We start from the raw sequence: 23256 nt of genomic DNA on the forward strand, positions 1-23256 counted from the left end.
TCCGGCGAGGCGGCCGGCACCGGCACGATAAGGTGTCGGCGTGTTGTGCCAGGACAAGCCGGCAGACGGCGTCGGGGTGTAGGCACGCGTGCGCGGAATTCTTCTGGCCGGTGGGTCCGGCACCCGGCTGCATCCGATCACCACGGGCGTCAGCAAGCAGCTGCTGCCGGTGTACGACAAGCCGCTCGTCTACTACCCGCTGTCCACCCTGATCATGGCCGGCATCCGCGACATCCTGGTGATCACCACCCCTGTCGATGCGCCGGCGTTCCAGCGCCTGTTGGGTGACGGCTCGGCCTTCGGGGTGAACCTGAGCTATGCCGCCCAGCCCCAGCCCGAAGGCCTGGCCCAGGCGTTCGTGATCGGCGCCGAGCACATCGGGACAGATTCGGTGGCACTTGTGCTGGGCGACAACGTTTTCTACGGCCCAGGATTGGGCACGAACCTGCGCCGGTTCCAGAATGTCAGCGGTGGCGCGATTTTCGCGTACTGGGTGGCCAACCCGGCCGCCTACGGTGTCATCGAGTTCGGCGCGGACGGCACAGCGCTGTCCCTCGAGGAGAAACCGGCCGTCCCCAAATCGCAGTACGCCGTGCCGGGGCTGTACTTCTACGACAACGACGTCATAGATATAGCGCGCTCACTCCGGAAATCCGCGCGCGGCGAATACGAGATCACCGAGATCAACCAGATCTACCTGAACCAGGGCCGGCTCTCGGTCGAGGTGCTGGCCCGCGGGACGGCCTGGTTGGACACCGGCACCTTCGACTCACTCCTGGACGCCAGTGACTTCGTCCGCACCATCGAACGCCGCCAAGGACTGAAGATCGGTGTGCCCGAGGAGATCGCATGGCGCGCCGGCTACATCGACGACGATCAGCTGGTTGCCCGCGCCAAGGAACTACCCAAATCCGGGTACGGCGACTATCTGTTGCAACTGTTGCAGCGCAGGTAGTCACACCGTGGCAAAGAACTCCTGAAGCGCTTCGGCGACGCGCTCGGGCGCCATGGCTGTCGCGAAATGTGACTGGTCGGGCCAGACCACCCGCTGAGCGTGTGGGAGCACCTGCGCCAGGCGGTCCATGCCTTCTGGCAGAGGTGACCAACTCTGACCGCCCTGCATCAACAGCACCGGCAACGTGATCGCCGCCCACCGGTCGACGTCCTGGCCGTCACCGGCCATCGCCTCCAGATCCGCTCCGGCGGAGACCGTGATGGTGCGGCCGGCCTCCTCACTCGGGAGCGTGACGGGCGTCGCCGAAATCACCTCGGCAGGAACGCATGCGACCTCGCGGGCGAAGACCTCGAGTGCCTCTGGATATCGGCGTTCGGAGCAGAACTGCCGGAAGCGATCGAGGACCGGCAACAGGTGCGCGCCCGACAACAGCAATGGCGGCTCGAACAACGCCAGTGACGCGATTCGATCGGCATCGGCCATGGCCGTATAAAGCGCGACCGTCGCTCCGTAGGAGCCGCCGACGATATGTGCCCTGGCCCCAAACGATTCAGCCACTGAATTCAGCACGCACCGCAGATCTGCGGCCTCCACGCCGAAACTATTGGGTGCGTTGCCAATGGCACTCGGTGGGTGGTTTCGCCGGGCGTACCGCACGATCCGGTAGCCGGCGAGATACCGAGTGACCGCGGCCCACGAATCCAGGCCGCCATTGGACCCGTGCACGAAAACCACCGGCGGCCCGTCACCCGTCACTTCCAGAGCCAGCCTAGTGCCGTCCGCCGCTCGCAGTTCCGAATGCACAACGTGAGTATCGCCCGTGCCACGGCGCTCGGCCCCAAATACAAAGGCCGTGAACTCAGTTGAGTTCACGGCCTTCGTCGCAGTTCATCAGAACCGCTCTCTGTGGGCGAAGGGGGACTTGAACCCCCACGTCCCGAAGGACACTGGCACCTGAAGCCAGCGCGTCTGCCATTCCGCCACTCGCCCGAATGACCGAGGCAGCGTAACACTGCGAGCGCGCCGTTCCCAAACCGGCCGATCAGCAGGCCGATCAGGCGCCCGCCGGATTGTCAGAAAACCCTTAAGCTCATCTAGATCAGGTCACTGACCTGCAACGATCGGATTCTCAGAGTTCTGTTGGTCCCGCTTTACGGCACTAGGCCGATACCATGCTTGTGAGCAGTGTGGCCAGAGCGACACGCGGTAGCACGGGTGACCGTGTCGAGGCGACGAACGACAACGAGAAAAGGCGGGCGGTGACATGGGTCTGGTCGACCGCATCGAACGCAAACTCGAGTCGACCGTCGGCGATGCGTTCGCCCGGGTCTTCGGCGGCTCGATAGTGCCTCAAGAAGTAGAGACGGCGTTGTGCCGGGAAGCCGAGTCCCGAGCCCGTACGGTGGCCGGTGGACAAGTTTTGGCACCGAACGACTACGTAATTACGCTCAGTGGCACTGACTATCAGAAAGTAAGCGCCGATACCGACCTGACCTCGACCGCATTCGCCAAACATCTGGGGGGATTCATTCGTGATCAGGGGTGGCAAACGTATGGTGATGTGGTCGTTAGATTCGAGCAATCACCGAACCTGCACACCGGACAGTTCCGCGCCCACGGCGCGGTTAACCCCGATTCGACCGCTGGCGAATCCGCGCGAGCCCAAGGCGACCATGCGTTCACCGCAGAATCAGGAGAACCACCTATGACCGATAACCCGAATTACCGCGGCGGCCAGGGACAAGGGCGGCCCGGCGACGAGTATTACGACGACCGCTACGGCCACCCGCAGGACGACCCGCGCGGCGGGCAGTACCCGCCGGAGCAGGGCGGGTACCCGCCCCAGGAGCAGGGCGGCGGCTATCCCCCGCAGCAGCGCGGCGGCTACGGCGGCGAGCGGGGCGGATACCCCGATCAGGGCGGCTACCCGGACCAGGGTGGGTACCCGGATCAAGGCGGCTACCCCGACCAGGCCGGCTACCCCCCGCAGTCCTACGAGCAGCAGCGTCCGCCCGCCGGCTACGGCGGTCAGCAGGGCGGTGGTTATGACCGCGGCTACGGCGGCCAGCAGGGCGGCGGCTACGGCCAGCCCGCGCCGGGCGGTCAGCCCGGTTACGGCGGCGGCGAGTACGACTACGGACGTCAGGATCCGCGCCAAGGCGGTGGCTACCCCGAGCAGGGTGGCGGATACGCCGGCGGCGGCCAGCCCTACGGGCGCCAGGAGTACGGCCAGCAGCAGGACTATGGCCGCGGCTACGCCGAGCCCCAGCAGGGCGGTTATCCCGAACAGGGCGGCTACGGCGAGCCCGGTTATGGCGAGCAGGCCGGCTACGGCGGCGAGTACGGCGCACCGCAGGCGGGCCAGCCCGGATACGGCGGCCAGCAGGGCGGGTACGGCGGCGGCGACTATGCCGCCGGCGGCGCTGCGGTCACCCTCCAGCTCGACGACGGCAGCGGCCGTACCTACCAGTTGCGCGAAGGCGCCAACGTGATCGGCCGCGGCCAGGACGCCCAGTTCCGTCTCCCCGACACCGGGGTGTCACGCCGGCACCTGGAAATCCGGTGGGACGGACAGGTCGCGTTGCTGTCAGACCTCAACTCCACCAACGGCACCACGGTGAACAACGCCCCGGTGCAGGAGTGGCAGCTGGCCGACGGTGACGTGATCCGGCTGGGCCATTCCGAGATCATCGTGCGCGTGCACTGAGCGTCTGAGACCGGACACACCTGAGTGGCAAGCACCCCGCTTCGCCCTCACGGCGATCGCCGTCCAAGTATCGTGACGTTGCCGACGGTAGCTGAGCGATACCAGTGGGGCGGATACGGAGAGGACGTCAGATGCAGGGGTTAGTGCTGCAGCTGACACGTGTCGGTTTCCTCCTGCTGCTGTGGTTGTTCATCTGGTCGGTGCTGCGCATCCTGCGGACGGACATCTATGCGCCCACGGGCGCGGTGATGGTGCGCCGGGGGCTGGCTCTCCGCGGTTCCCTGCTGCCGAGCCGGGACCGCCGCCACGTCGCGCGGCAATTGGTGGTCACCGAGGGCGCACTGGCCGGTACCCGCATCACGTTGGGTGCTCAGCCGGTGTTGATCGGCCGTGCCGACGACTCCACTCTTGTGCTCACCGATGATTACGCTTCGACGCGCCACGCCCGGCTCTCGCCACGAGGTTCGGAGTGGTACGTGGAGGACCTAGGATCGACCAACGGCACATACCTTGACAGGGCGAAGGTGACAACAGCGGTAAGGGTTTCAATCGGGACACCGGTTCGAATCGGTAAGACGGTAATCGAGTTGCGTCCGTGACGCCGCGCACGCGAGGAGCAGATCAGGCACCGCGCACGCGAGGAGCAGAATCGATACCGCGCACGCGAGGAGCGCGAGACACACTATGACCCTCGTACTCCGATACGCCGCGCGCAGTGATCGCGGGTTGGTTCGCGCCAACAATGAGGACTCGGTGTATGCCGGGGCTCGCCTGCTGGCGCTTGCCGACGGCATGGGTGGCCATGCCGCGGGCGAAGTGGCCTCACAGCTCGTCATCGCGGCGCTGGCGCATCTCGACGACGACGAGCCCGGCGGTGACCTGCTCAGCAAGCTCAACACCGCGGTCGGCCAGGGCAATGCCGCGATCGCGGCCCACGTGGAGGCCGACCCCGAACTCGACGGCATGGGCACGACGCTCACCGCGATCCTGTTCGCAGGCAACCGGCTGGGCCTCGTCCACATCGGCGACTCCCGCGGCTATCTGCTGCGCGACGGTGAGCTGACCCAGATCACCAAGGACGACACGTTCGTCCAGACGCTGGTCGACGAAGGGCGCATCACCGCCGAGGAGGCCCACAGCCATCCCCAGCGGTCGCTGATCATGCGGGCGCTGACCGGGCATGAAGTCGAGCCGACACTGATCATGCGCGAGGCCAAGGCCGGTGATCGCTACCTGCTGTGCTCGGACGGTCTGTCCGATCCGGTCAGCCACGAGACCATCCACGAGGCCCTGCAGATCGAGGATGTCGCCGAGAGCGCCGACCGGCTGATCGAGCTGGCCCTGCGCGGCGGCGGTCCGGACAACGTGACCGTGGTGGTCGCCGACGTCGTCGACTACGACTACGGGCAGACCCAGCCGATCCTGGCCGGCGCGGTGTCCGGGGACGACGATCAGACCGCGCCGCCGGACACGGCTGCCGGACGGGCCTCGGCGTTCAATCCCCGCCGCAACGAACCCAAACGCGTGGTGCCCCAGCCGGCCGAACCGGCCCGCAGGCCACGATCGCGGCGCCGGTTCCTGATCGCCGCCGTGCTGCTGGTACTGGTGCTCGTCGGCGGCCTGGCCATCGGCCGGGAGATCATCCGCAACAACTATTACGTCGCCGAGCACGACGGCACGGTGTCGATCATGCGTGGGGTGCAGGGCTCGTTTCTCGGTATCTCACTGCAGGAGCCATATCGCCTGGGCTGTCTGAACGCCCGCAACGAACTGTCGCTGATCGGCGCCGACGACACTCAGGACCAGCGCGAGTGCCGGTTGATGGCGATCGACGACTTGCGTCCCTCGGAACGGGCCTCGGTGAAGGCCGGTCTGATCGGCGGCACCCAGGACGATGCCATCGAGCAGATCACCAAGCTGGCCCGGAGCTCCGTCCTGCCGGTATGCGCCCCGCGCACCGCCACCACGACGTCGAAGCCCGCGCCGGCACCCGGCCCGGCGCCGTCTCCGTCACCTTCAGCGGCTCCGATGCCGGCCCCCGCGCCCAGCGCGGAGCCGCCCGCCCCCGAGACACCCGCGCCTGATGCACCCGCGCCGGGAGCCCCGACCTCGGCTCCGCCGTCTCCTTCACCATCGCCGTCGCCGACCGTCACCGCGCTGCCTCCCCCACCACAAGAACCGGGGAAGAACTGCCGAGCCGTGTCATGACGACTCAACCCCAGTCGCCGGTTACCGTCACGCCGCCGCTACCCAATCGGCGCAACGCGGAACTGCTGCTTCTGGGGTTCGCGGCCTTCATCACCACGGTCGCACTGCTGATCGTCGAGGCGAATCAGGAACAAGGTCTGAGCTGGGATCTGGCCCGCTACGTCATCGCCTTCATCGTCCTGATGGGCGCCGCCCACCTGGCCGTGCGCCGGTTCGCCCCCTACGCCGACCCCCTTCTGCTGCCGGTCGTGGCACTGCTCAACGGGCTGGGCCTGGTGATGATCCACCGGCTGGACCTGGCCAAGGGTGAGATGACCTCCGACGGGCTCGGCGGCACCGCCAACCAGCAGATGATGTGGACGCTGGTGGGTGTGATCGGGTTCGCGGTCGTGGTGGCGCTGCTGACCGACCATCGCATGCTCGCCCGGTACGGGTACATCTGCGCGCTGACCGGCCTTGTGCTGCTTGTCATTCCGGCGTTGCTGCCGACGAAGTACTCCGAGCAGTACGGCGCCAAGATCTGGATTCAGTTCCCCGGCTTCTCGATTCAGCCCGCCGAGTTCTCCAAGATCCTGCTGTTGATCTTCTTCGCCGCGGTGCTGGTCGCCAAGCGGGACCTGTTCACCAGTGCGGGGAAACACTTCTTCGGACTCGACCTGCCGCGGCCCCGCGACCTGGCTCCCCTGCTGCTGGCCTGGGCCGCCTCGGTGGGCGTGATGGTGTTCGAAAAGGATTTGGGCACTTCACTTCTGCTGTATGCGTCGTTCCTGGTCCTGGTCTACGTGGCCACCGAACGGTTGAGCTGGGTGGTCATCGGGCTGGCCCTGTTCGCGGCGGGAAGCGTTGTGGCATACCAGGTTTTCGGCCACGTCCAGGTGCGGGTGGAGACCTGGCTCGATCCGTTCGCCGATCCTGACGGTGCCGGCTACCAGATGGTGCAGTCGCTGTTCAGCTTCGCCACCGGCGGCATCTTCGGCACCGGCCTGGGCAACGGACAGCCCGGAACCGTGCCCGCCGCGGCCACCGATTTCATCATCGCCGCGATCGGCGAGGAGCTCGGATTGGTCGGGCTGGCAGGCGTTCTCATGCTCTACACGATCCTGATCATCCGCGGGATGCGCACGGCGATCGCGGTGCGCGACAGCTTCGGCAAGCTGCTGGCCGCCGGATTGGCCTCGACGCTGGCCATCCAGCTGTTCATCGTCGTCGGCGGCGTCACCAAGCTGATCCCGCTGACCGGCCTGACCACCCCGTGGATGTCCTACGGCGGCTCCTCACTGCTGGCCAACTACATCCTGCTGGCCATCCTGGTGCGCATCTCGCACGCCGCCCGCCGGCCCATCACCACCACCCCGTCGCCGAACCCCACCCCGATCGCCGCGGCCAACACCGAGGTGATCGAGAAGGTATGAACACCTCCCTGCGCCGGGTGGCAGTCACGATCATGGTGCTGATCGTGCTGCTGTTGGCCAATGCCACCATCACCCAGGTCTTCACGGCCGACGGATTGCGCGCCGACCCGCGCAACCAGCGGGTGCTGCTCGACGAGTACTCGCGCCAGCGGGGCCAGATCACCGCAGGCGGCCAGCTGCTGGCCTACTCGGTGGCCACCGACGGCCGGTTCCGCTTCCTGCGCACCTACCCCAACCCCGACGTCTACGCCCCGATCACCGGGTTCTATTCGCTGGGCTATTCCAGCACCGGGCTGGAGCGGGCCGAGGACAGCATTCTCAACGGCTCCGACGAGCGCCTCTTCGGCCGCAGGCTCGCCGATTTCTTCACCGGCCGCGACCCGCGCGGCGGCAACGTCGACACCACGATCAACCCGCAGGTGCAGCAGGCCGCCTGGGACGCACTGCAGCACGGCTGCGGCGACGGCCCCTGCAAGGGCTCTGTCGTGGCCCTGGAGCCCTCGACGGGCAAGATCCTGGCCATGGCGTCGTCTCCGTCGTACGACCCCAACCAGCTGGCCACACACGACCTCGACGCCCAGAGCCAGGCCTGGCAGCAGTTGCGCGACGACGAACAGTCCCCGTTGCTCAACCGCGCCATCTCGGAGACCTACCCGCCCGGCTCGACGTTCAAGGTGATCACCACGGCTGCCGCCCTGCAGGCCGGCAGCACCCCCGACACCCAGCTCACCGCCGCGCCGCGGATCCCGCTGCCCGACAGCACGGCGACGTTGGAGAACTTCGGTGGGGCGTCGTGCGGACCCGGTCCCACTGCCACGCTGCGCGAGGCGTTCGCGAAATCGTGCAACACCGCCTTCGTCGAGCTGGGCCTCAAGACCGGGGCCGACAAGCTCAAGACGACCGCCCAGGCCTTCGGGCTCGACTCTCCCCCGCCGACCATCCCGCTGCAGGTGGCCGAATCGACCACCGGACCGATCGCGGACGGCGCCGCACTCGGCATGTCCAGCATCGGACAGCGCGATGTCGCGTTGACTCCGCTGCAGAACGCGCAGGTGGCCGCGACCATCGCTAATGACGGCATCGCGATGCGCCCGTATCTTGTGGATAGCCTAAAAGGACCCGACCTGGCCACGATCGCCACCACCGCACCTGCCCAAGAGCGCCGGGCAGTGTCACCCCAGGTCGCAGCTACACTTACGGACTTGATGGTCGCCGCCGAGCAGGTGACTCAGCAGAAGGGAGCCATCGCCGGCGTGCAGATCGCTTCGAAGACCGGTACGGCAGAGCACGGGACGGATCCCCGTAACACTCCGCCGCATGCCTGGTACATCGCATTCGCACCGGCTTCCGACCCCAAAGTTGCGGTCTCGGTGTTGATCGAGGACGGCGGGGACCGGTTGTCGGCCACCGGCGGCGCACTCGCCGCCCCGATCGGACGCGCCACGATAGCCGCGGCGCTGCGGGAGGGTTCATGAGTCCCCGGGTTGGAGTCACGCTGTCCGGGCGGTACCGGCTGCAACGACTGATCGCCACGGGCGGCATGGGTCAGGTCTGGGAGGCCGTCGACTCGCGGCTGGGCCGTCGCGTCGCCGTCAAGGTGCTGAAGGCCGAGTTCTCCGAAGATGCGGAGTTCGTCGAACGGTTCCGAGCCGAGGCCCGCACCGTGGCCATGCTCAACCACCCCGGCATCGCCAGCGTGTACGACTACGGCGAGACCGATATCGACGGCGAGGGCCGCACCGCATATCTGGTGATGGAGCTCGTCAACGGTGAGCCGTTGAACTCGGTGCTCAAGCGGACCGGGCGGCTGTCGCTCCGGCATGCCCTCGACATGCTCGAGCAGACCGGACGCGCGCTGCAGGTGGCCCACACCGCGGGTCTGGTGCACCGCGACGTCAAGCCGGGCAACATCCTCATCACCCCGACCGGCCAGGTGAAACTGACCGACTTCGGTATCGCCAAGGCAGTCGACGCCGCCCCGGTCACCCAGACCGGCATGGTGATGGGCACGGCCCAGTACATCGCGCCCGAGCAGGCCCTCGGCCACGACGCCACCGCGGCCAGCGACGTCTACGCGCTGGGAGTCGTTGGCTACGAATCGGTTTCGGGTAAGCGCCCGTTCACGGGCGACGGTGCGCTGACGGTGGCGATGAAACACATCAAGGAGACGCCGCCGCCGCTGCCCGCCGATCTGCCGCCCAACGTACGCGAGCTGATCGAGATCACCCTGGTGAAGAACCCGGGGATGCGCTACAAGTCCGGCGGGCCGTTCGCCGACGCGGTCGCCGCCGTGCGCTCCGGCCGCCGTCCCCCGCGCCCCAACCAGGCCCCGACCCTCGGACGGGCCGCTCCGGCCGCCGTTCCCTCGGCCGCCCAGGCTCGCGCCGCGGCCGAGCTCACCGGCCGCACACCGGTGACCGCCACCCGGGCCCGGCCGACCACGGCCGCCCACCGGCCGGCACCCGCTCCGCGCCGCACGTTCTCGTCGGGTCAGCGGGCGCTACTGTGGGCCGCCGGGGTACTCGGCGCGCTGGCTATCGTGATTGCCATCCTGATCGTGCTCAACGCGCAGGATCGCAAGGATCAGCAGCAGTCACCACCGCCCACGGTCACCGACACGGTGACCCAGACGACGCCTTACCAGACCCCGGCAGCGTTGCCGGACCTGGCATTCCACGTGATCGTGCCCAGGGAGGCCGGGGCTGATGCTCAGGCTGTACCGAAGGCACCGGAACAGATACTGCGATGACGACGCCTCAGCACCTCTCTGACCGATACGAACTCGGTGAAATTCTCGGCTTCGGCGGCATGTCCGAAGTCCACATCGCACGCGACACCCGGCTGCACCGCGATGTCGCGGTCAAGGTCCTGCGTGCCGACCTGGCTCGCGACCCGAGCTTCTACCTGCGTTTCCGCCGGGAAGCGCAGAACGCGGCCGCGCTGAACCATCCCGCCATCGTGGCGGTGTACGACACCGGAGAGGCCGAGACGCCCAACGGGCCGTTGCCCTACATCGTCATGGAGTACGTCGACGGTGTGACGCTGCGCGACATCGTCCACACCGACGGGCCCATGGCTCCGCGGCGCGCGATCGAGGTCATCGCCGACGCCTGTCAGGCGCTGAACTTCAGCCATCAGCACGGCATCGTGCACCGCGACGTCAAGCCGGCCAACATCATGATCAGCAAGAACAACGCTGTGAAGGTGATGGACTTCGGTATCGCGCGCGCCCTCGCCGATACCGGCAACAGCGTCACGCAGACCGCCGCGGTGATCGGCACCGCTCAGTACCTGTCGCCCGAGCAGGCCCGCGGTGAGACCGTGGACGCCCGCTCCGACGTCTACTCGCTGGGTTGCGTTCTCTACGAAATGCTCACTGGGGAACCGCCTTTCATCGGTGATTCGCCGGTCGCGGTTGCCTATCAGCACGTCCGCGAGGATCCGATCCCGCCGTCGCAACGGCACACTGGGATCTCCCCGGAACTCGACGCCGTGGTGCTGAAGGCTCTGGCCAAGAACCCCGACAACCGCTACCAGACCGCGGCCGAGATGCGCACCGATCTGATCCGGGTGCACAGCGGTGAGGCCCCCGAGGCTCCCAAGGTGCTCACCGAATCCGAGCGGACCTCGATGATGAACTCCGGGCCGATGCTGACCCAGGGTGGCGGGGTGCCCACGCAGAACCTGGTGGTGCCCCGTCCGGCGGACCGCAATGCCTCGGTGGCCCGGTGGCTGATCGCCGTCGCCGTCCTGGCAGTGCTGACCGTCGTGGTGACGGTGGCCATCAACATGTTCGACGGCAAGCCGCGCGACGTGCAGGTGCCCGATGTGAGCGGCCAGCAGTCGGCCGATGCCATTGCCGCGCTGCAGAACCGAGGCTTCAAGACCCGCACCGAACCCAAGCCGGACAACCAGGTTCGGCCGGAGCACGTCATCAGCACCGATCCGGCGGCCAACAGCATGGCGGCTGCCGGTGACGAGATCACGGTCAACGTGTCGACCGGGCCCACGCAGGCTCAGGTGCCCGATGTCGCCGGGCTGACCCCGTCCCAGGCCAGACAGAAGCTCAAGGATGCCGGGTTCGAGAAGGTCAAGGAGTCGCCGAGCCCGTCGACTCCCGAGCAGAAGGGCCGGGTGCTCGCGACCAATCCGCCGGCGAACCAGACCGCGGGCATCATCTATGAGGTCACGCTGGTAGTGGGCTCCGGTCCGGAGAACACCACGGTGCCTGACTGCTCTGGGCAGAGCGTCGATGTGTGCAAGCAGATCCTGACGGCGTCGGGCTTCACCAGCACGGTGGTCATCGATGTCGACAACACCGCTCCCGCCGGCCAGGTGGTCGGCACCGAGCCACCCGCGGGCGCCTCGATGCCCAAGGACACCCCGATTCAGATCCATGTCTCGCGGGGCAACCAGTTCGTCATGCCCAACCTGGTCGGGCAGTTCTGGGATGATGCCTACCAGCGTCTGAGCGCGCTCGGCTGGACCGGTGTCCTCGACAAGGGGGCGGACGTGCGCGACAGCGGTCAGCGCACCAACGCTGTGGTCACGCAGAGCCCGCCGGCCGGATCCGGGGTCAACCGCGACGCGCGGATCACGCTGAGCTTCGCGTCGTAGCCGCCGCTACGGCGCGGGCCACCTCGGCTTCGAGGGCGGCCACCAGACGTTCCTCCGGGGCGGCACCGCACACGCCCAGCCAGTTGGCCAGCATGCGGTGCCCGCCCTCGGTGAGGATCGACTCCGGGTGGAACTGCACGCCGTGTATCGGCAACTCGCGGTGCCTTACCGCCATGATCACGCCGCCGTCGGTCTGCCCGATGACCTCGAGCTCGTCGGGGACGGTCTCGGGAAGGATCGTCAGCGAGTGGTAGCGGGTCGCGGTGAACGGATCCGGGAGACCCTTCAGCACCCCGGCATCGGCGTGGTGCACGACGCTCGTCTTACCGTGCAGCAGCTCGGGCGCACGGTCGACAGTGCCGCCGAAAGCCACCCCGATGGCCTGGTGGCCGAGGCAGACGCCCAGTAGGGGAGTGCCGGCGGCCGCGCAGGCACGCACCAGCGGGATCGTTGCTCCGGCCCGTTCCGGGGTACCCGGGCCCGGGCTCAGCAGGACGCCGTCGAATTCGGCTGCCACCTTGGCCAGGTCGGCCTCGGTGGCCAGGCGTTCGTCGTCGTTGCGCCAGACCTGCGCGTCCACCCCGAGCTGACCCAGATACTGGACCAGGTTGAACACGAAGCTGTCATAGTTGTCGACGACCAGAACCTGCATCGGCCCAGGTTACCGGCTCAGTAGCCGACAGGGCCCGCGGGTTTCGCGTAGCGCATCCGCAGCGGCTCGGTGTGGCCGGTCAACTCGACCTCGGCGCGTGGCTCCTCCGTGTAACCCAACCCAAAGCGCACCACGTACTGCTTGTAGAGGGTGACGTAGGGGGCAGCGGCCAGGGCGGCCTGCATGGCGGTGGCATCGCCGATCGCGGTGATCACGTAGGGCGGGCTGTAGGTCCGGCCGTTGAGCAGCAGGGTGTTGCCGACGCAGCGCGGTGCCGATGTCGCGATGATGCGTTGGTCCTGCATCTGGATACCCTCGGCGCCCGCGCTCCACAGTGCGTTCAGGACGGCCTGGATGTCCTGTTGGTGCACCACCAGGTCGTCGGGGGAGGCGTCGCGGGGAAAGCGGCCCTGGGCGTCGCGCTGGGCGTCGTTGAGGGTGACGACCAGTCCGGGTCCCCGCATGGGCACCGTGCCCGCATCGACGGCCAATTCGGCGGATCGCCGGGTGATGGCGGCCAGGGCCGCGTGTGATTCCGGAGATCCACCGTGATGGCTGTCGATCTCGGTGGCCAGCGAATCGCGCTGGAGACTCAGCCGGTCCACCGACTGCTGCGCCTCGCGCACCAGGTCGACCAGGCGGGGAGCATCGCTGCGGCGGATCTCGTCACCACCGGAGACCCCGTGGGTGGCGGCCAGCAGCAGGCCCGCGGCCAGGCAGACGACCGGGACGCCGAAGCGCCACGGGGATCGATCCGGTTGGTCCATCGCAGTCTCTCCTGGACGTGCAGCTACGTTAGGCTCGTGAGGCATCCTGCCTCATCGTCGCACCGTGTGACGCCGACTGTCCGCGAAGGTACCCATGCCCAAGTCCAAAGTCCGTAAGAAGAACGATTTCACCATCAAGTCGGTGAGCCGGACCCCGGTCAAGGTGAAAGCCGGGCCGTCAAGTGTGTGGTTCGTCGCGCTGTTCATCGGCCTCATGCTGTTCGGTCTCATCTGGCTGCTGGTTTTCCAGCTGGCCGCAACCAATCCGGTGGACACTCCGTCCTTCCTTCAGTGGATGGCTGACCTGGGTCCGTGGAACTACGCCGTCGCCTTTGCCTTCATGATCAGTGGGCTGTTGCTCACGATGCGCTGGCGCTGACCCCGGGCGACGTCATAATGAATTCATCTTACGTTTTCAGCGTTACCGGTTCAGCAACCTTGGCGATGCTCAATCACATCGTTGTGATTCATCCCCATTGGGGATAGCACCTGTGGATAACTCCATTAGTCGCGGTAAGAGGGTGTGAAGAGCCCGTGCAGCAAACTCATTGGGGCCCACCTGCTGCCGGAGTCGCTGGTTGCGGCATAGCCGGACTTATGATGGCTATCGCAGCTGTGACCCTGATCACAGACCCGCCCGGACGTGTTCTTGCCGGCATAGCTGGGGTGGGATTGCTCACGTTCGCAACATTGTCGTGGCGGGCACGACCCAAACTGGCAATTAACCAAGACTGTCTCACGGTCGCCGGCTGGTGGCGCACCCGCATATATCGCCGTAATGACATCCGGGCGATCCGCATCACCGAGTTCCGCCGGATCGCCCGCAAGGTCCGCCTGCTGGAGATCGACACGGTCGACGATCACCTGGTGGTCCTCACGCGGTGGGACCTCGGTACAGACCCGCTCGACGTCTTGGACGTGCTCACCGAGGCCGGTTTCGCGCCGCGGTGAAAACAGACCCCACACAACACGCGACGCCCCCGTAGTCGGGGGCGTCGCGCATTTGTAGGTGCGGGGTTGGGCCCGCTATGACACGGTGACCGATTCGATGACAACCGGCTCGGCCGGACGGTCGGAACGATCGGTGGGGGTGGACGCGATGGCGTCGACAACCTTCTTCGACTCGGGGTCGACGACCTCACCGAAGATGGTGTGGCGCCGGTTCAGGTGCGGCGTCTGGCCGACCGTGATGAAGAACTGGGATCCGTTGGTGCCCCGGCGTTGGCCATGGCCAGCAGGTACGGCTTGTCGAACTGCAGCTCGGGGTGGAACTCGTCGGCGAACTGGAAACCCGGGCCGCCACGGCCGGTGCCGGTCGGATCGCCGCCCTGGATCATGAAGCCGTCGATCACCCGGTGGAAGACCGCGCCATCGTAGAACGGACCTGACGTGCCACCCGAGGCATTCTCGGTGCTGTAGTCCTTCGTGCCCTGCGCCAAGCCGACGAAGTTGGCCACGGTCTTGGGAGCGTGGTTTCCGAACAGTGCGATCTTGATATCGCCGCGGTTGGTGTGCAGTGTCGCCGTCGCGGTCTGAATGGGGCTCGTCACGGCTACCCAGTCTGCCATCCCGGCCACGGGCAACCGGCAGATACCCCACCAACACCCCGAGACTTGCACAGAGATGGCAATGTGGATCTCAGCCGACACCCGGCCTCACTCACCTCCGCCGCCAGTGCCCAGAAAGGTGCCAGATGACCGCGAACGTCGATACCCGGTTGGCCCCCCGTCAGCGTCTAGCCCGCGGTTTGAAATACAGCACCGTCGGTCCGGTCGATGTGACCCGCGGCGTGGTGGGTCTGAGTGCCGACACGCTGTCCGCCGCGGCAGCCGGTCTGCGCAAGCGCTACCAGTCGGGCAAGCTGCGCCGTCAGATTGCCGCGGCCGCGGCAACCGTGGCCGCGCTGCCCGAGGTACTGCAGGAGGCCGCCGCAGCGCCACAGCCCAAGCGGCGTACGCGCCGGCTGGTGATTGCCGGGGTCGCCGCGGCGGTCCTGGCCGGCGGGGCAGTGACGTTCTCGATCCTGCGGCGGTCCGCCCGGCCCGAGCCCTCACCGCTGCCGCCGAGCGTCGAGGTCAGCCCGAAGCCCTAGCGCGGGCGCCTATTTCGGCGGGCTATTCCGACGACGGGTCCTGGCAGTCCACCCATTGACCGTCCTCTTTGAGGAAGGTGTTGGACTGGGTATTGGTCGCCGGTGGCTTGTCGCCTGATCGCCATGTCGTGGTGAGATCGGCTGTGGCGGTGTCCCCGGTGACCTTGACGTTCTCCACCTTGTCGATGCTCACCGTGGTCGTCTGCCGAAGAATCTCGAGGTTGGCTGCCTTGTAGGCCGGCTCGTCGTATCGGATCAGCGCGTCGACGAGCTCGCCGATGGTGGCGTCCGATGCGGTGGGGTACTGCTGTTTGAGCGCGACGGTCAGCGCATCCGCCGGTTTCGCAGCCAGTTCCTCAGGTGTCCCGGCCTCGCTGAGCGGCGGGAACATGGTGTCAGGCTGGCTCAGGACAGCGTCCCGGTATTGGGCACAGGTCAGCTCGGCCATCCTGTCGAAGTCGAAGCCGGCTATTGCGGCTTGTTCCTGGTCGATCAGGTCGCGGATCTGCTGCTCGTCGCTTGCTGCCGCAACCGAACTGGAGCCCGGACTGGACGCCGGCTCAGATGCGCTCTCCGAACCACACCCGGCCAGACCCATCACCAGGACAGCCAGGCCGACAACGACAGGTCGCTTCATAAGCGTTCTCCCTCTTGCGCATTCGCGCGACACGGGTGTGGACATCCCGGACCGGGACGTGCCGTCCCTGGGAACTTCCTGAGCGTACTGTGCAAGTGCCGCACCCGCGCGGTTACGACGGCGACCGGCCGAAGGCCCGCTGTTCACGCCTGCCCGGCACGAAACATGCTCTTGTTTCGGTGATTTCGACACCCCCGCGCGACTACGCGTTCTCGGCAACCGCCTTGATCGCGGCAAGCGTCACCGGGATGCCGGTCAATGCCGATTCGCTGCGCGCGCCGATCTCAGCGTCGGCGGTCTCGCCGAAGCGTTCCCGGAAACCGGCGATGCCGCGCTCCAGAAATGACCAGGACTCAGTGAGCCGGGTACCTGCGGCTTCCGGCTCCAGTGTGTAGCCCCATCGCACCCAGCCGCCGTTGACCTCCCAGACGAACGTGCGCCCCGGTTCGGCGGTCACCACCTGACTACGGGTCTGCCACTCACGCTCAGCTTGGACGTTGCGTCCGATGAACCACGCGCCCACCTGCGGGCCGGTCGCACCTTCGTCCCACCAGCACTCTTTGCACACCGGGCTCCATTCGCCGGTGCGCGTCACGTCGGACACGATCTCGTACAGCTCCGCTGGCGAAACCGCGATGTGTATGGACTCGGAGAACTCAAGCTGGGTCATTGTGTCTGTCCGCTCCTCTTGACCGTCGGCACTCGATTTCACCATGCCGGCATTGTTCGGCCCTTAACGCGAAAAAACGGCTCCGATGGCCAGCATCGGAACCGCTCATGACTTTTCGAATTGTGGAGCCTAGGAGATTCGAACTCCTGACATCTGCCTTGCAAAGGCAGCGCTCTACCAACTGAGCTAAGGCCCCGTATCTGGCGGCGACGCTGGAATCTCCAGGTCGTGCCAAACCTCTTCACCGCGTCGTGATCGCCAGACGATCACCGCGACCGCTGCGGCGCCGGCCAGAAGCAGATACCGCATGGGCGCAACCTCTCGGTGATCACCGGCTACACCGGGTGTCGTGGGCCTAGGAGGACTCGAACCTCCGACCTCTTCGTTATCAGCGAAGCGCTCTAACCGCCTGAGCTATAGGCCCGAAAATTGGGATCGACCGAGCGCAGAGATTACCGCACCGAGGCGCAGACTCCCAAATCAATCCCTGTCGGCCAGCGTGACCTCGACCCCGCCGACCAGATCGGTGGTCAGGTTGTAGATGAACGCGCCGATGGTCGCCAACGCGCACAGCACCACGATGTTCACCAGGCCGACGAGCGCCGCCCCGCCGAAGATCGTTCCGCTGGACACCAATTCGCCTCCTGAGGAGCCGCTGGCGCTGGTCAGAAGGTCGCCGACGTTGCTGTTGAGCTTGCTCCACACGCCCATGGCGCCGAGCACCAGGTAGAGGAACGCCACCGCGATCATCCACACGAAGAACAACACCACCGACAGCACCAGTGAGACCTTCAGCACAGTCCACGGGTCGACCCGGCGGATCTGCATGCTCGCCCGGACCGGCCCCTGATGCGGGGCGCGGTTGCCGACCTGGATCCGGGTGGTCGGGGTGTTGCTCGAGGATCTGGCGGCCGCGGTTTCGGCGGGCGCCTTGCGTGGGGCCGGTCGCGGCGACGGGCCGGACAGGTCAGGGATCTCACTCGCGTAGGCCTCGGACCGCACCGGCTCGTTGCGCGCGGCAGCCGGGGCCGGCCGAGCCGGCCGAGGCTGCTGTTCGGTCTCCTGGTTCTCCGTACCGGCGACGAAGCGCTGCAGACGGGCTTCCACACCGGGGGAGTGGGAGCCCGGCGTACGGGCGCCTTCGTCGCGAGACTCCGCGGCCGGCGGCGGTGTGCTCATCGCCGACCCACGCTGCCACGGCGGCACCTCACCGGTTTCGGTGATCTGACCGCCCGCAGGCCGGGCCTGGGCCCCGCCCGCCTTGCTCGTGGACGAGGCGCTCTCGGCCCCGGCGGCGGTCCCGGTACCCGAGCCGTTGGAGCTGCCCGGCCGGTCGCCCGCTCGCGGGTACCCCGGCTCGCTCGGTGAACTCACCTAACAGCTCCTTAGCTCGGGCCGAGGTCCGCGGCGGGCCCCGGCGACAGCGTCACGCCTCGTCGGACTCTTCGCCATCCGCATCCGAGTCCTCCTCGGCGTTGCGCGCAATCGCAATCAGTGTGTCGCCCTCGCCCAGGTTCATCAAGCGGACACCCTTGGTCTGACGCCCGGCCTTGCGAACCTGACGTGCGGCGGTCCGGATGACACCACCACCGGAAGTGATGGCGTACAGCTCCGTCTCGTCATCGACGATCAGCGCTCCGACCAGACTGCCACGTTTGCGGTCGTACTGGATCGTCAGGATGCCCTTGCCGCCACGGCCCTGAACCGTGTATTCCTCGATCGCGGTGCGCTTGGCGTAGCCGCCGGCCGTCGCGACCAGCAGATATGTGTCCGGTTGGACCACATTGAGGGACAGCAGCCGGTCGTCCTCGTTGAACCGCATGCCCTGCACGCCCGAGGTCGCCCGCCCCATCGGCCGCAGCGCCTCATCGGTCGCCGAGAACCGGATCGACTGGCCGTTGGCACTGACGAGCAGGAGGTCGTCGTCGGCCGAGCACAGCACCGCACCGACCAGTTCGTCACCGTCACGCAAGTTGATCGCCACGATGCCGCCGGAACGGTTCGAATCGAAGTCGACCAGCCTGGACTTCTTCACCAGGCCGTTGCGGGTGGCGAGCACCAGATACGGCGCGTCCTCGTAGCTCTTGATCTGGATGACCTGGGCGATCCGCTCCTCCGGCTGGAAGGCCAGCAGGTTCGCGACGTGCTGACCGCGCGCGGTGCGTGAGGTCTCCGGCAGCTCATAGGCCTTGGCCCGGTAGACGCGGCCCTGCGTGGTGAAGAACAGGATCCAGTCGTGGGTCGAGCAGACGAAGAAGTGGTTGACGATGTCGTCCTGCTTGAGCCCGGCGCCCTGCACGCCCTTGCCGCCGCGCTTTTGGCTGCGGTAGAGGTCGGTCTTGGTCCGCTTGGCATACCCGGTCTCGGTGATCGTGACGACCACATCCTCGCGGGCGATCAGGTCTTCGTCGCTGACCTCGCCGTCGGCCGGCATGATGCGGGTCCGGCGGTCGTCACCGTGCTTCTCGACGATCTCGGCCAGCTCATCGCGGACGATCGCGCGCTGCCGTTCCGGCTTGGCCAGAATGTCCTCGAGGTCGGCGATCTCGGCTTCGATCTTGGCCAGATCGTCGACGATCTTCTGCCGTTCCAGGGCAGCCAACCGGCGCAGCTGCATGTCCAGGATGGCCTGGGCCTGGATCTCGTCGATGTCGAGCAGCTCGATCAGGCCGGCCCGGGCGATCTCGACGGTCTGCGACGCCCGGATCAGGGCGATCACCTCGTCGAGTGCGTCGAGGGCCTTGACCAGTCCGCGCAGGATGTGGGCCCGCTCGTTCGCCTTGCGCAACCGGTACCGGGTGCGCCGGACGATGACGTCGAGTTGGTGTGCGACGTAGTACCGGATCATCTGGTCCAGGCGCAGTGTGCGCGGCACCCCGTCGACGATCGACAGCATGTTGGCGCCGAAACTGGTCTGCAGCTGGGTGTGCTTGTAGAGGTTGTTCAGCACGACCTTCGCGACGGCATCGCGCTTGAGCTCCACCACGATTCGCAGACCGACGCGGTCGCTGGACTGGTCCTCGATGTTGGAGATGCCGGCCAGCTTGCCGTCGCGCACCTGCTCGGCGATCGAGGTGATGAAGTTGTCGTGGTTGACCTGGTACGGCAGTTCGGTGATGACGATGCCGGTGCGGCCGCGGCTGTCCTCTTCGATTTCCACCACACCGCGCATCCGGATGGAGCCGCGGCCGGTGGTGTAGGCGTCATGGATGCCCTGGGATCCGACGATCAAGCCTGAGGTGGGGAAGTCCGGGCCCTTGACCCGCTCGCACACCGCGGCGAGGGTGGCCTCTTCGTCGGCCTCGTGGTTCTCGAGGCACCAGTACACGGCCTCGGCCAACTCCCGCAGGTTGTGCGGCGGGATGTTGGTGGCCATGCCGACGGCGATACCGCCCGAACCGTTGGCCAGCAAGTTGGGGAACCGGCTGGGCAGCACCGTGGGTTCCTGCACCCGGCCGTCGTAGTTGGGGATGAATTCGACTGTCTCCTCGTCGATTTCCCGCAACATCTCCATGGCCAGCGGCGTCAGCCGGGCTTCGGTGTAACGCATGGCGGCGGCGGGATCGTTACCCGGCGAGCCGAAGTTGCCCTGGCCGTCGACCAATGGGTAGCGCAACGACCAGGGCTGGGCCATCCGGACCAGGGTGTCGTAGATCGACGAGTCACCGTGCGGGTGATAGTTACCCATCGTCTCGGCCACCGACCGCGCTGATTTCGCGTGGCTGCGGTCGGGGCGGAAGCCGGAGTCGTACATCGCGTAGAGCACGCGGCGGTGCACGGGCTTGAGACCGTCACGCACCTCGGGGAGGGCGCGGCCGACGATCACGCTCATGGCGTAGTCGATGTAGCTGCGCTGCATCTCGTGCTGGATGTCGACCGGTTCGATGCGGTCAGAGGTTCCGTCGCCGGGTGGCAACGTGGTGTCAGTCATGAGTTCCTCGCTCGTTGGCTCGGCGTGATGCGGTCAAAGGCCATCTGGACGCAACGTGAATTACGGTGGCGCGCATGGCAGGTGGGTCCTCGGGTTCACAGCGCCGCCGTGTGGTTGTACTCCCACTTTTCGATCAGCGGTCCCAGCTCCGTCAGGAAGGTTGCGACATGCGGTGTGGTTCCGTGCGCATCCATCGACTCCCGGGAGTCCCAGTGTTCGAAGCACAGGAACAACGACGGGTCCTCAAGATCCCGATAGAACTCGTAGGTGATGCAGCCCGGCTCGGCCATGGTGGGTTCGACCAGAGTGCGCATGGCGTCCGCGGCGCGATCTGCGGCATCTGGGGCGACCTTGACCCGGATGAATGCTGTGTGCATCAGTTGTCCGCCTAAACGTCCAGGAAACGAACGTCTTTGGCGTTACGCGTGATGAAGCTGCGCCGTGCTTCGACGTCCTCGCCCATCAGGATCGAGAACAGCTCGTCGGCAGCAGCGGCATCGTCAAGCGTCACCTGACGCAATACCCGCACCGACGGATCCATGGTGGTCTCCCACAGTTCCTTGGCGTCCATCTCGCCGAGACCCTTGTAACGCTGGATACCGTCGTCGACATTGATCCGCTTGCCCGCCGCCTTGCCTGCCTCGAGCAGGCCGTCCCGCTCACGGTCGGAGTAGGCGAACTCCGGTTCCTGCCGCTGCCATTTGAGCTTGTACAGCGGCGGCTGCGCCAGGAAGATGTGCCCATGCTCGACCAGCGGTTTCATGAACCGGAACAACAGGGTCAACAACAGGGTTGAGATGTGCTGGCCGTCCACATCGGCGTCGGCCATCAACACGATCTTGTGATACCGCAGCTTGCTGATGTCGAACTCGTCATGGATACCGGTGCCCAGTGCGGTGATGATGGCCTGGACTTCGGTGTTCTTCAAAACCCGGTCGATACGGGCCTTTTCGACGTTGATGATCTTTCCGCGCAGCGGCAGGATGGCCTGGAACATCGAGTCCCGTCCACTCTTGGCCGAGCCGCCGGCCGAATCACCCTCCACCACATACAGTTCGGACTTGCTCGGATCGGTCGAGCGGCAGTCGGCCAGCTTGCCCGGCAGGCCGCCGATGTCGGTCGCACTCTTGCGCCGGACCAGTTCGCGCGCCTTGCGTGCGGCGATACGCGCCTGCGCCGACGAGACCGCTTTGTTCACCACGGTTTTCGCCTCGGCGGGATTCGCCTCGAACCAGTGGGTCAGCTGCTCGTTGCAGATCTTCTGAACGAACGACTTGACCTCGGTGTTACCGAGCTTGGTCTTGGTCTGGCCCTCGAACTGCGGCTGAGCGACCTTGACCGAGATGACCGCTGCCAACCCCTCGCGAATATCGTCGCCGGTGAGGTTCGGATCCTTGTCCTTGAGCAGTTTCTTGTCTTTGGCGTACTTGTTCACCACGGTGGTCAGCGCAGAGCGGAAACCCTCTTCGTGAGTGCCGCCTTCGTGCGTGTTGATGGTGTTGGCGAACGTGTGCACCGACTCGGAGTATCCGGCGTTCCACTGCATCGCGATCTCGACCTCGTGGCCGGTGCCCTTGCCGTCGAAATCGATGACGCTGGGCTGGATCGCGGTCTTGGTGCGGTTGATGTGCTTGACGAAGTCGACCAGACCGCCGGGGTAATGGAAGGTCCGGTGCTTCACCTTGTGGGGTGCGGCGGCCTCCGCGGCGGTCTCTTCCGCGGTTTTCGGCGCGGCGGCGGTGTCGGCGACCACCTCGTCGACGATCTCGTCCTTGGTGACCCGTTCGTCGGTGAGCTCGATGGTCAGACCCTTGTTGAGGAAGGCCATCTCCTGCAGACGCCGGGCGATGGTCTCGAAGTCGTACACCGTGGTTTCGAAGACGTTCGGATCGGCCCAGAACCGGATGGTCGTGCCGGTCTCCTTGGTCTTCTCACCCTGTCGCAGGGTGCCGGGGACCGAATTGTCATAGGTCTGGAACCACTCGTGCCCGTCGGTACGGACATCGGCTTCCAGCCGTGTGGACAGCGCGTTGACCACCGAGACGCCGACGCCGTGCAAACCGCCGGATACCTGGTAGGCACCCTCTTCGAACTTGCCGCCGGCGTGCAGGACGGTCATCACGACATCGATCGTCGGGATACCGGTGGCATGCATGGCGACCGGGATGCCTCGCCCGTCGTCGGTGACCTGCACACCGCCGTCCTCGAGAATGCGGACGTCGACCTTGGTCGCGAACCCGGCCATCGCCTCGTCTACCGCGTTGTCGACGACCTCCCACACAAGGTGATGCAGGCCGCGTTCCCCGGTGGAACCGATATACATGCCGGGGCGTTTACGTACAGCTTCGAGGCCTTCCAGCACTTTGATCGAGTCGGCACCGTACTGATTCTGGGCAGCCACGTCGGACGCGTCTCCTTGGGGTTCGCGGGAGGTGGTTGCGTCACCGCCCTGCAGATCTCGCCACAGTCTACCGGTCGACACGTACAGGGCCGACTCTGTAGCGGCGTTTCCACCTATCTAACTGCGCCGTGCGCGGAATTTCTCGGGTATCGGTGCCTCCGGACGCTTGAGGAGATCCATTTTGCGCGTCTCGGGGTTCTCAGCGCA

Annotated in this window: 20 protein-coding genes, 3 tRNA genes and 1 pseudogene; 11 read left to right on the plus strand and 13 right to left on the minus strand. The window is 66.4% G+C overall.

What is annotated here, in order from left to right; translation table 11 throughout:
* The first annotated feature begins 88 nt into the window (after positions 1-88).
* Positions 89-955, plus strand: coding sequence for a glucose-1-phosphate thymidylyltransferase RfbA (rfbA, locus tag ACNQVK_RS36990; RefSeq protein WP_090429387.1), 867 nt, complete (start codon positions 89-91; stop codon positions 953-955).
* Here the strand turns inward: rfbA and ACNQVK_RS36995 are convergent, their stop codons facing one another.
* Both ACNQVK_RS36995 and ACNQVK_RS37000 read right to left on the minus strand, forming a co-directional pair.
* A complete protein-coding gene (locus ACNQVK_RS36995) occupies positions 956-1711 on the minus strand; it encodes an alpha/beta fold hydrolase (RefSeq protein ID WP_418033849.1) in 756 nt (251 codons plus the stop codon).
* Between the two features lie 151 nt (positions 1712-1862).
* Positions 1863-1945: transfer RNA gene (locus ACNQVK_RS37000), tRNA-Leu, on the minus strand.
* A 274-nt stretch (positions 1946-2219) separates the two neighbouring features.
* On the opposite strand from ACNQVK_RS37000, the gene ACNQVK_RS37005 reads away from it, so the two are divergent.
* From ACNQVK_RS37005 to pknB, 7 genes are all read left to right on the plus strand, one after another.
* The gene (locus ACNQVK_RS37005) at positions 2220-3662 is read left to right on the plus strand and encodes an FhaA domain-containing protein (protein ID WP_418033851.1); all 1443 of its coding nucleotides are present in this window, start codon (positions 2220-2222) and stop codon (positions 3660-3662) included.
* 131 nt (positions 3663-3793) lie between these two features.
* Entirely contained in the window at positions 3794-4261 is a 468-nt protein-coding gene (locus ACNQVK_RS37010) for an FHA domain-containing protein FhaB (RefSeq protein WP_418033853.1), read from the plus strand.
* Between the two features lie 85 nt (positions 4262-4346).
* Complete coding sequence (locus ACNQVK_RS37015; protein WP_418033855.1) at positions 4347-5870, plus strand: PP2C family protein-serine/threonine phosphatase; 1524 nt, start codon at positions 4347-4349, stop codon at positions 5868-5870.
* Complete coding sequence (locus ACNQVK_RS37020; protein ID WP_418033857.1) at positions 5867-7282, plus strand: FtsW/RodA/SpoVE family cell cycle protein; 1416 nt, start codon at positions 5867-5869, stop codon at positions 7280-7282. The genes ACNQVK_RS37015 and ACNQVK_RS37020 overlap by 4 nt, the downstream gene beginning before the upstream one ends.
* Positions 7279-8757 (plus strand): D,D-transpeptidase PbpA, encoded by a 1479-nt coding sequence (pbpA, locus tag ACNQVK_RS37025; protein WP_418033859.1) that lies wholly within the window; start codon positions 7279-7281, stop codon positions 8755-8757. Before ACNQVK_RS37020 ends, pbpA begins: the two co-directional genes overlap by 4 nt.
* Positions 8754-10031, plus strand: a complete 1278-nt coding sequence (locus ACNQVK_RS37030; RefSeq protein ID WP_418033861.1) for a protein kinase domain-containing protein — start codon at positions 8754-8756, stop codon at positions 10029-10031. Before pbpA ends, ACNQVK_RS37030 begins: the two co-directional genes overlap by 4 nt.
* Entirely contained in the window at positions 10028-11899 is a 1872-nt protein-coding gene (pknB, locus tag ACNQVK_RS37035) for a Stk1 family PASTA domain-containing Ser/Thr kinase (RefSeq protein ID WP_418033863.1), read from the plus strand. Before ACNQVK_RS37030 ends, pknB begins: the two co-directional genes overlap by 4 nt.
* Here the strand turns inward: pknB and ACNQVK_RS37040 are convergent.
* Together ACNQVK_RS37040 and ACNQVK_RS37045 are read right to left on the minus strand one after the other, a co-directional pair.
* Positions 11877-12551 carry an aminodeoxychorismate/anthranilate synthase component II gene (locus ACNQVK_RS37040; RefSeq protein WP_044514350.1) on the minus strand — a complete coding sequence of 225 codons (675 nt, stop codon included), beginning with the start codon at positions 12549-12551 and terminating at the stop codon, positions 11877-11879. The genes pknB and ACNQVK_RS37040 overlap by 23 nt on opposite strands.
* 17 nt (positions 12552-12568) lie before the next feature.
* Entirely contained in the window at positions 12569-13318 is a 750-nt protein-coding gene (locus ACNQVK_RS37045; protein WP_418033865.1) for a DUF881 domain-containing protein, read from the minus strand.
* Between the two features lie 94 nt (positions 13319-13412).
* Here ACNQVK_RS37045 and crgA point away from each other — a divergent pair, with 94 nt between their 5' ends.
* Complete coding sequence (gene crgA, locus ACNQVK_RS37050; RefSeq protein ID WP_044514345.1) at positions 13413-13697, plus strand: cell division protein CrgA; 285 nt, start codon at positions 13413-13415, stop codon at positions 13695-13697.
* Between the two features lie 155 nt (positions 13698-13852).
* Positions 13853-14269, plus strand: coding sequence for a PH domain-containing protein (locus ACNQVK_RS37055; protein ID WP_418033866.1), 417 nt, complete (start codon positions 13853-13855; stop codon positions 14267-14269).
* Between the two features lie 75 nt (positions 14270-14344).
* Here the strand turns inward: ACNQVK_RS37055 and ACNQVK_RS37060 are convergent.
* Positions 14345-14886, minus strand: a pseudogene (locus ACNQVK_RS37060) (peptidylprolyl isomerase).
* Between the two features lie 125 nt (positions 14887-15011).
* Here ACNQVK_RS37060 and cwsA point away from each other — a divergent pair.
* The gene (gene cwsA, locus ACNQVK_RS37065; RefSeq protein ID WP_418033868.1) at positions 15012-15410 is read left to right on the plus strand and encodes a cell wall synthesis protein CwsA; all 399 of its coding nucleotides are present in this window, start codon (positions 15012-15014) and stop codon (positions 15408-15410) included.
* A 22-nt stretch (positions 15411-15432) separates the two neighbouring features.
* Here the strand turns inward: cwsA and ACNQVK_RS37070 are convergent, their stop codons facing one another.
* The 8 genes from ACNQVK_RS37070 to gyrB form a co-directional block, all read right to left on the minus strand.
* Complete coding sequence (locus ACNQVK_RS37070) at positions 15433-16047, minus strand: hypothetical protein (protein WP_418033870.1); 615 nt, start codon at positions 16045-16047, stop codon at positions 15433-15435.
* Between the two features lie 202 nt (positions 16048-16249).
* Positions 16250-16717, minus strand: coding sequence for an SRPBCC family protein (locus ACNQVK_RS37075; protein WP_418033872.1), 468 nt, complete (start codon positions 16715-16717; stop codon positions 16250-16252).
* A gap of 123 nt (positions 16718-16840) precedes the next feature.
* Positions 16841-16913 (minus strand) — tRNA-Ala (locus tag ACNQVK_RS37080).
* Positions 16914-17067: 154 nt separating this feature from the next.
* A tRNA-Ile gene (locus ACNQVK_RS37085) sits at positions 17068-17141 on the minus strand.
* 56 nt (positions 17142-17197) lie between these two features.
* On the minus strand, positions 17198-18091 hold the full coding sequence (locus ACNQVK_RS37090) for a DUF3566 domain-containing protein (protein ID WP_418033874.1): 894 nt from the start codon (positions 18089-18091) through the stop codon (positions 17198-17200).
* 52 nt (positions 18092-18143) lie between these two features.
* Positions 18144-20648: a DNA gyrase subunit A gene (gyrA, locus tag ACNQVK_RS37095; RefSeq protein WP_044514334.1), complete on the minus strand. Its 2505-nt coding sequence runs from the start codon at positions 20646-20648 to the stop codon at positions 18144-18146.
* Positions 20649-20743: 95 nt separating this feature from the next.
* Positions 20744-21025 (minus strand): putative quinol monooxygenase, encoded by a 282-nt coding sequence (locus tag ACNQVK_RS37100; protein ID WP_049924818.1) that lies wholly within the window; start codon positions 21023-21025, stop codon positions 20744-20746.
* Positions 21026-21036: 11 nt separating this feature from the next.
* Positions 21037-23049, minus strand: a complete 2013-nt coding sequence (gene gyrB / locus ACNQVK_RS37105; RefSeq protein ID WP_273733983.1) for a DNA topoisomerase (ATP-hydrolyzing) subunit B — start codon at positions 23047-23049, stop codon at positions 21037-21039.
* Positions 23050-23256: the final 207 nt, after the last annotated feature.

It is taken from the genome of Mycobacterium sp. 134, from assembly GCF_048282715.1.
Classification (GTDB): domain Bacteria; phylum Actinomycetota; class Actinomycetes; order Mycobacteriales; family Mycobacteriaceae; genus Mycobacterium; species Mycobacterium septicum.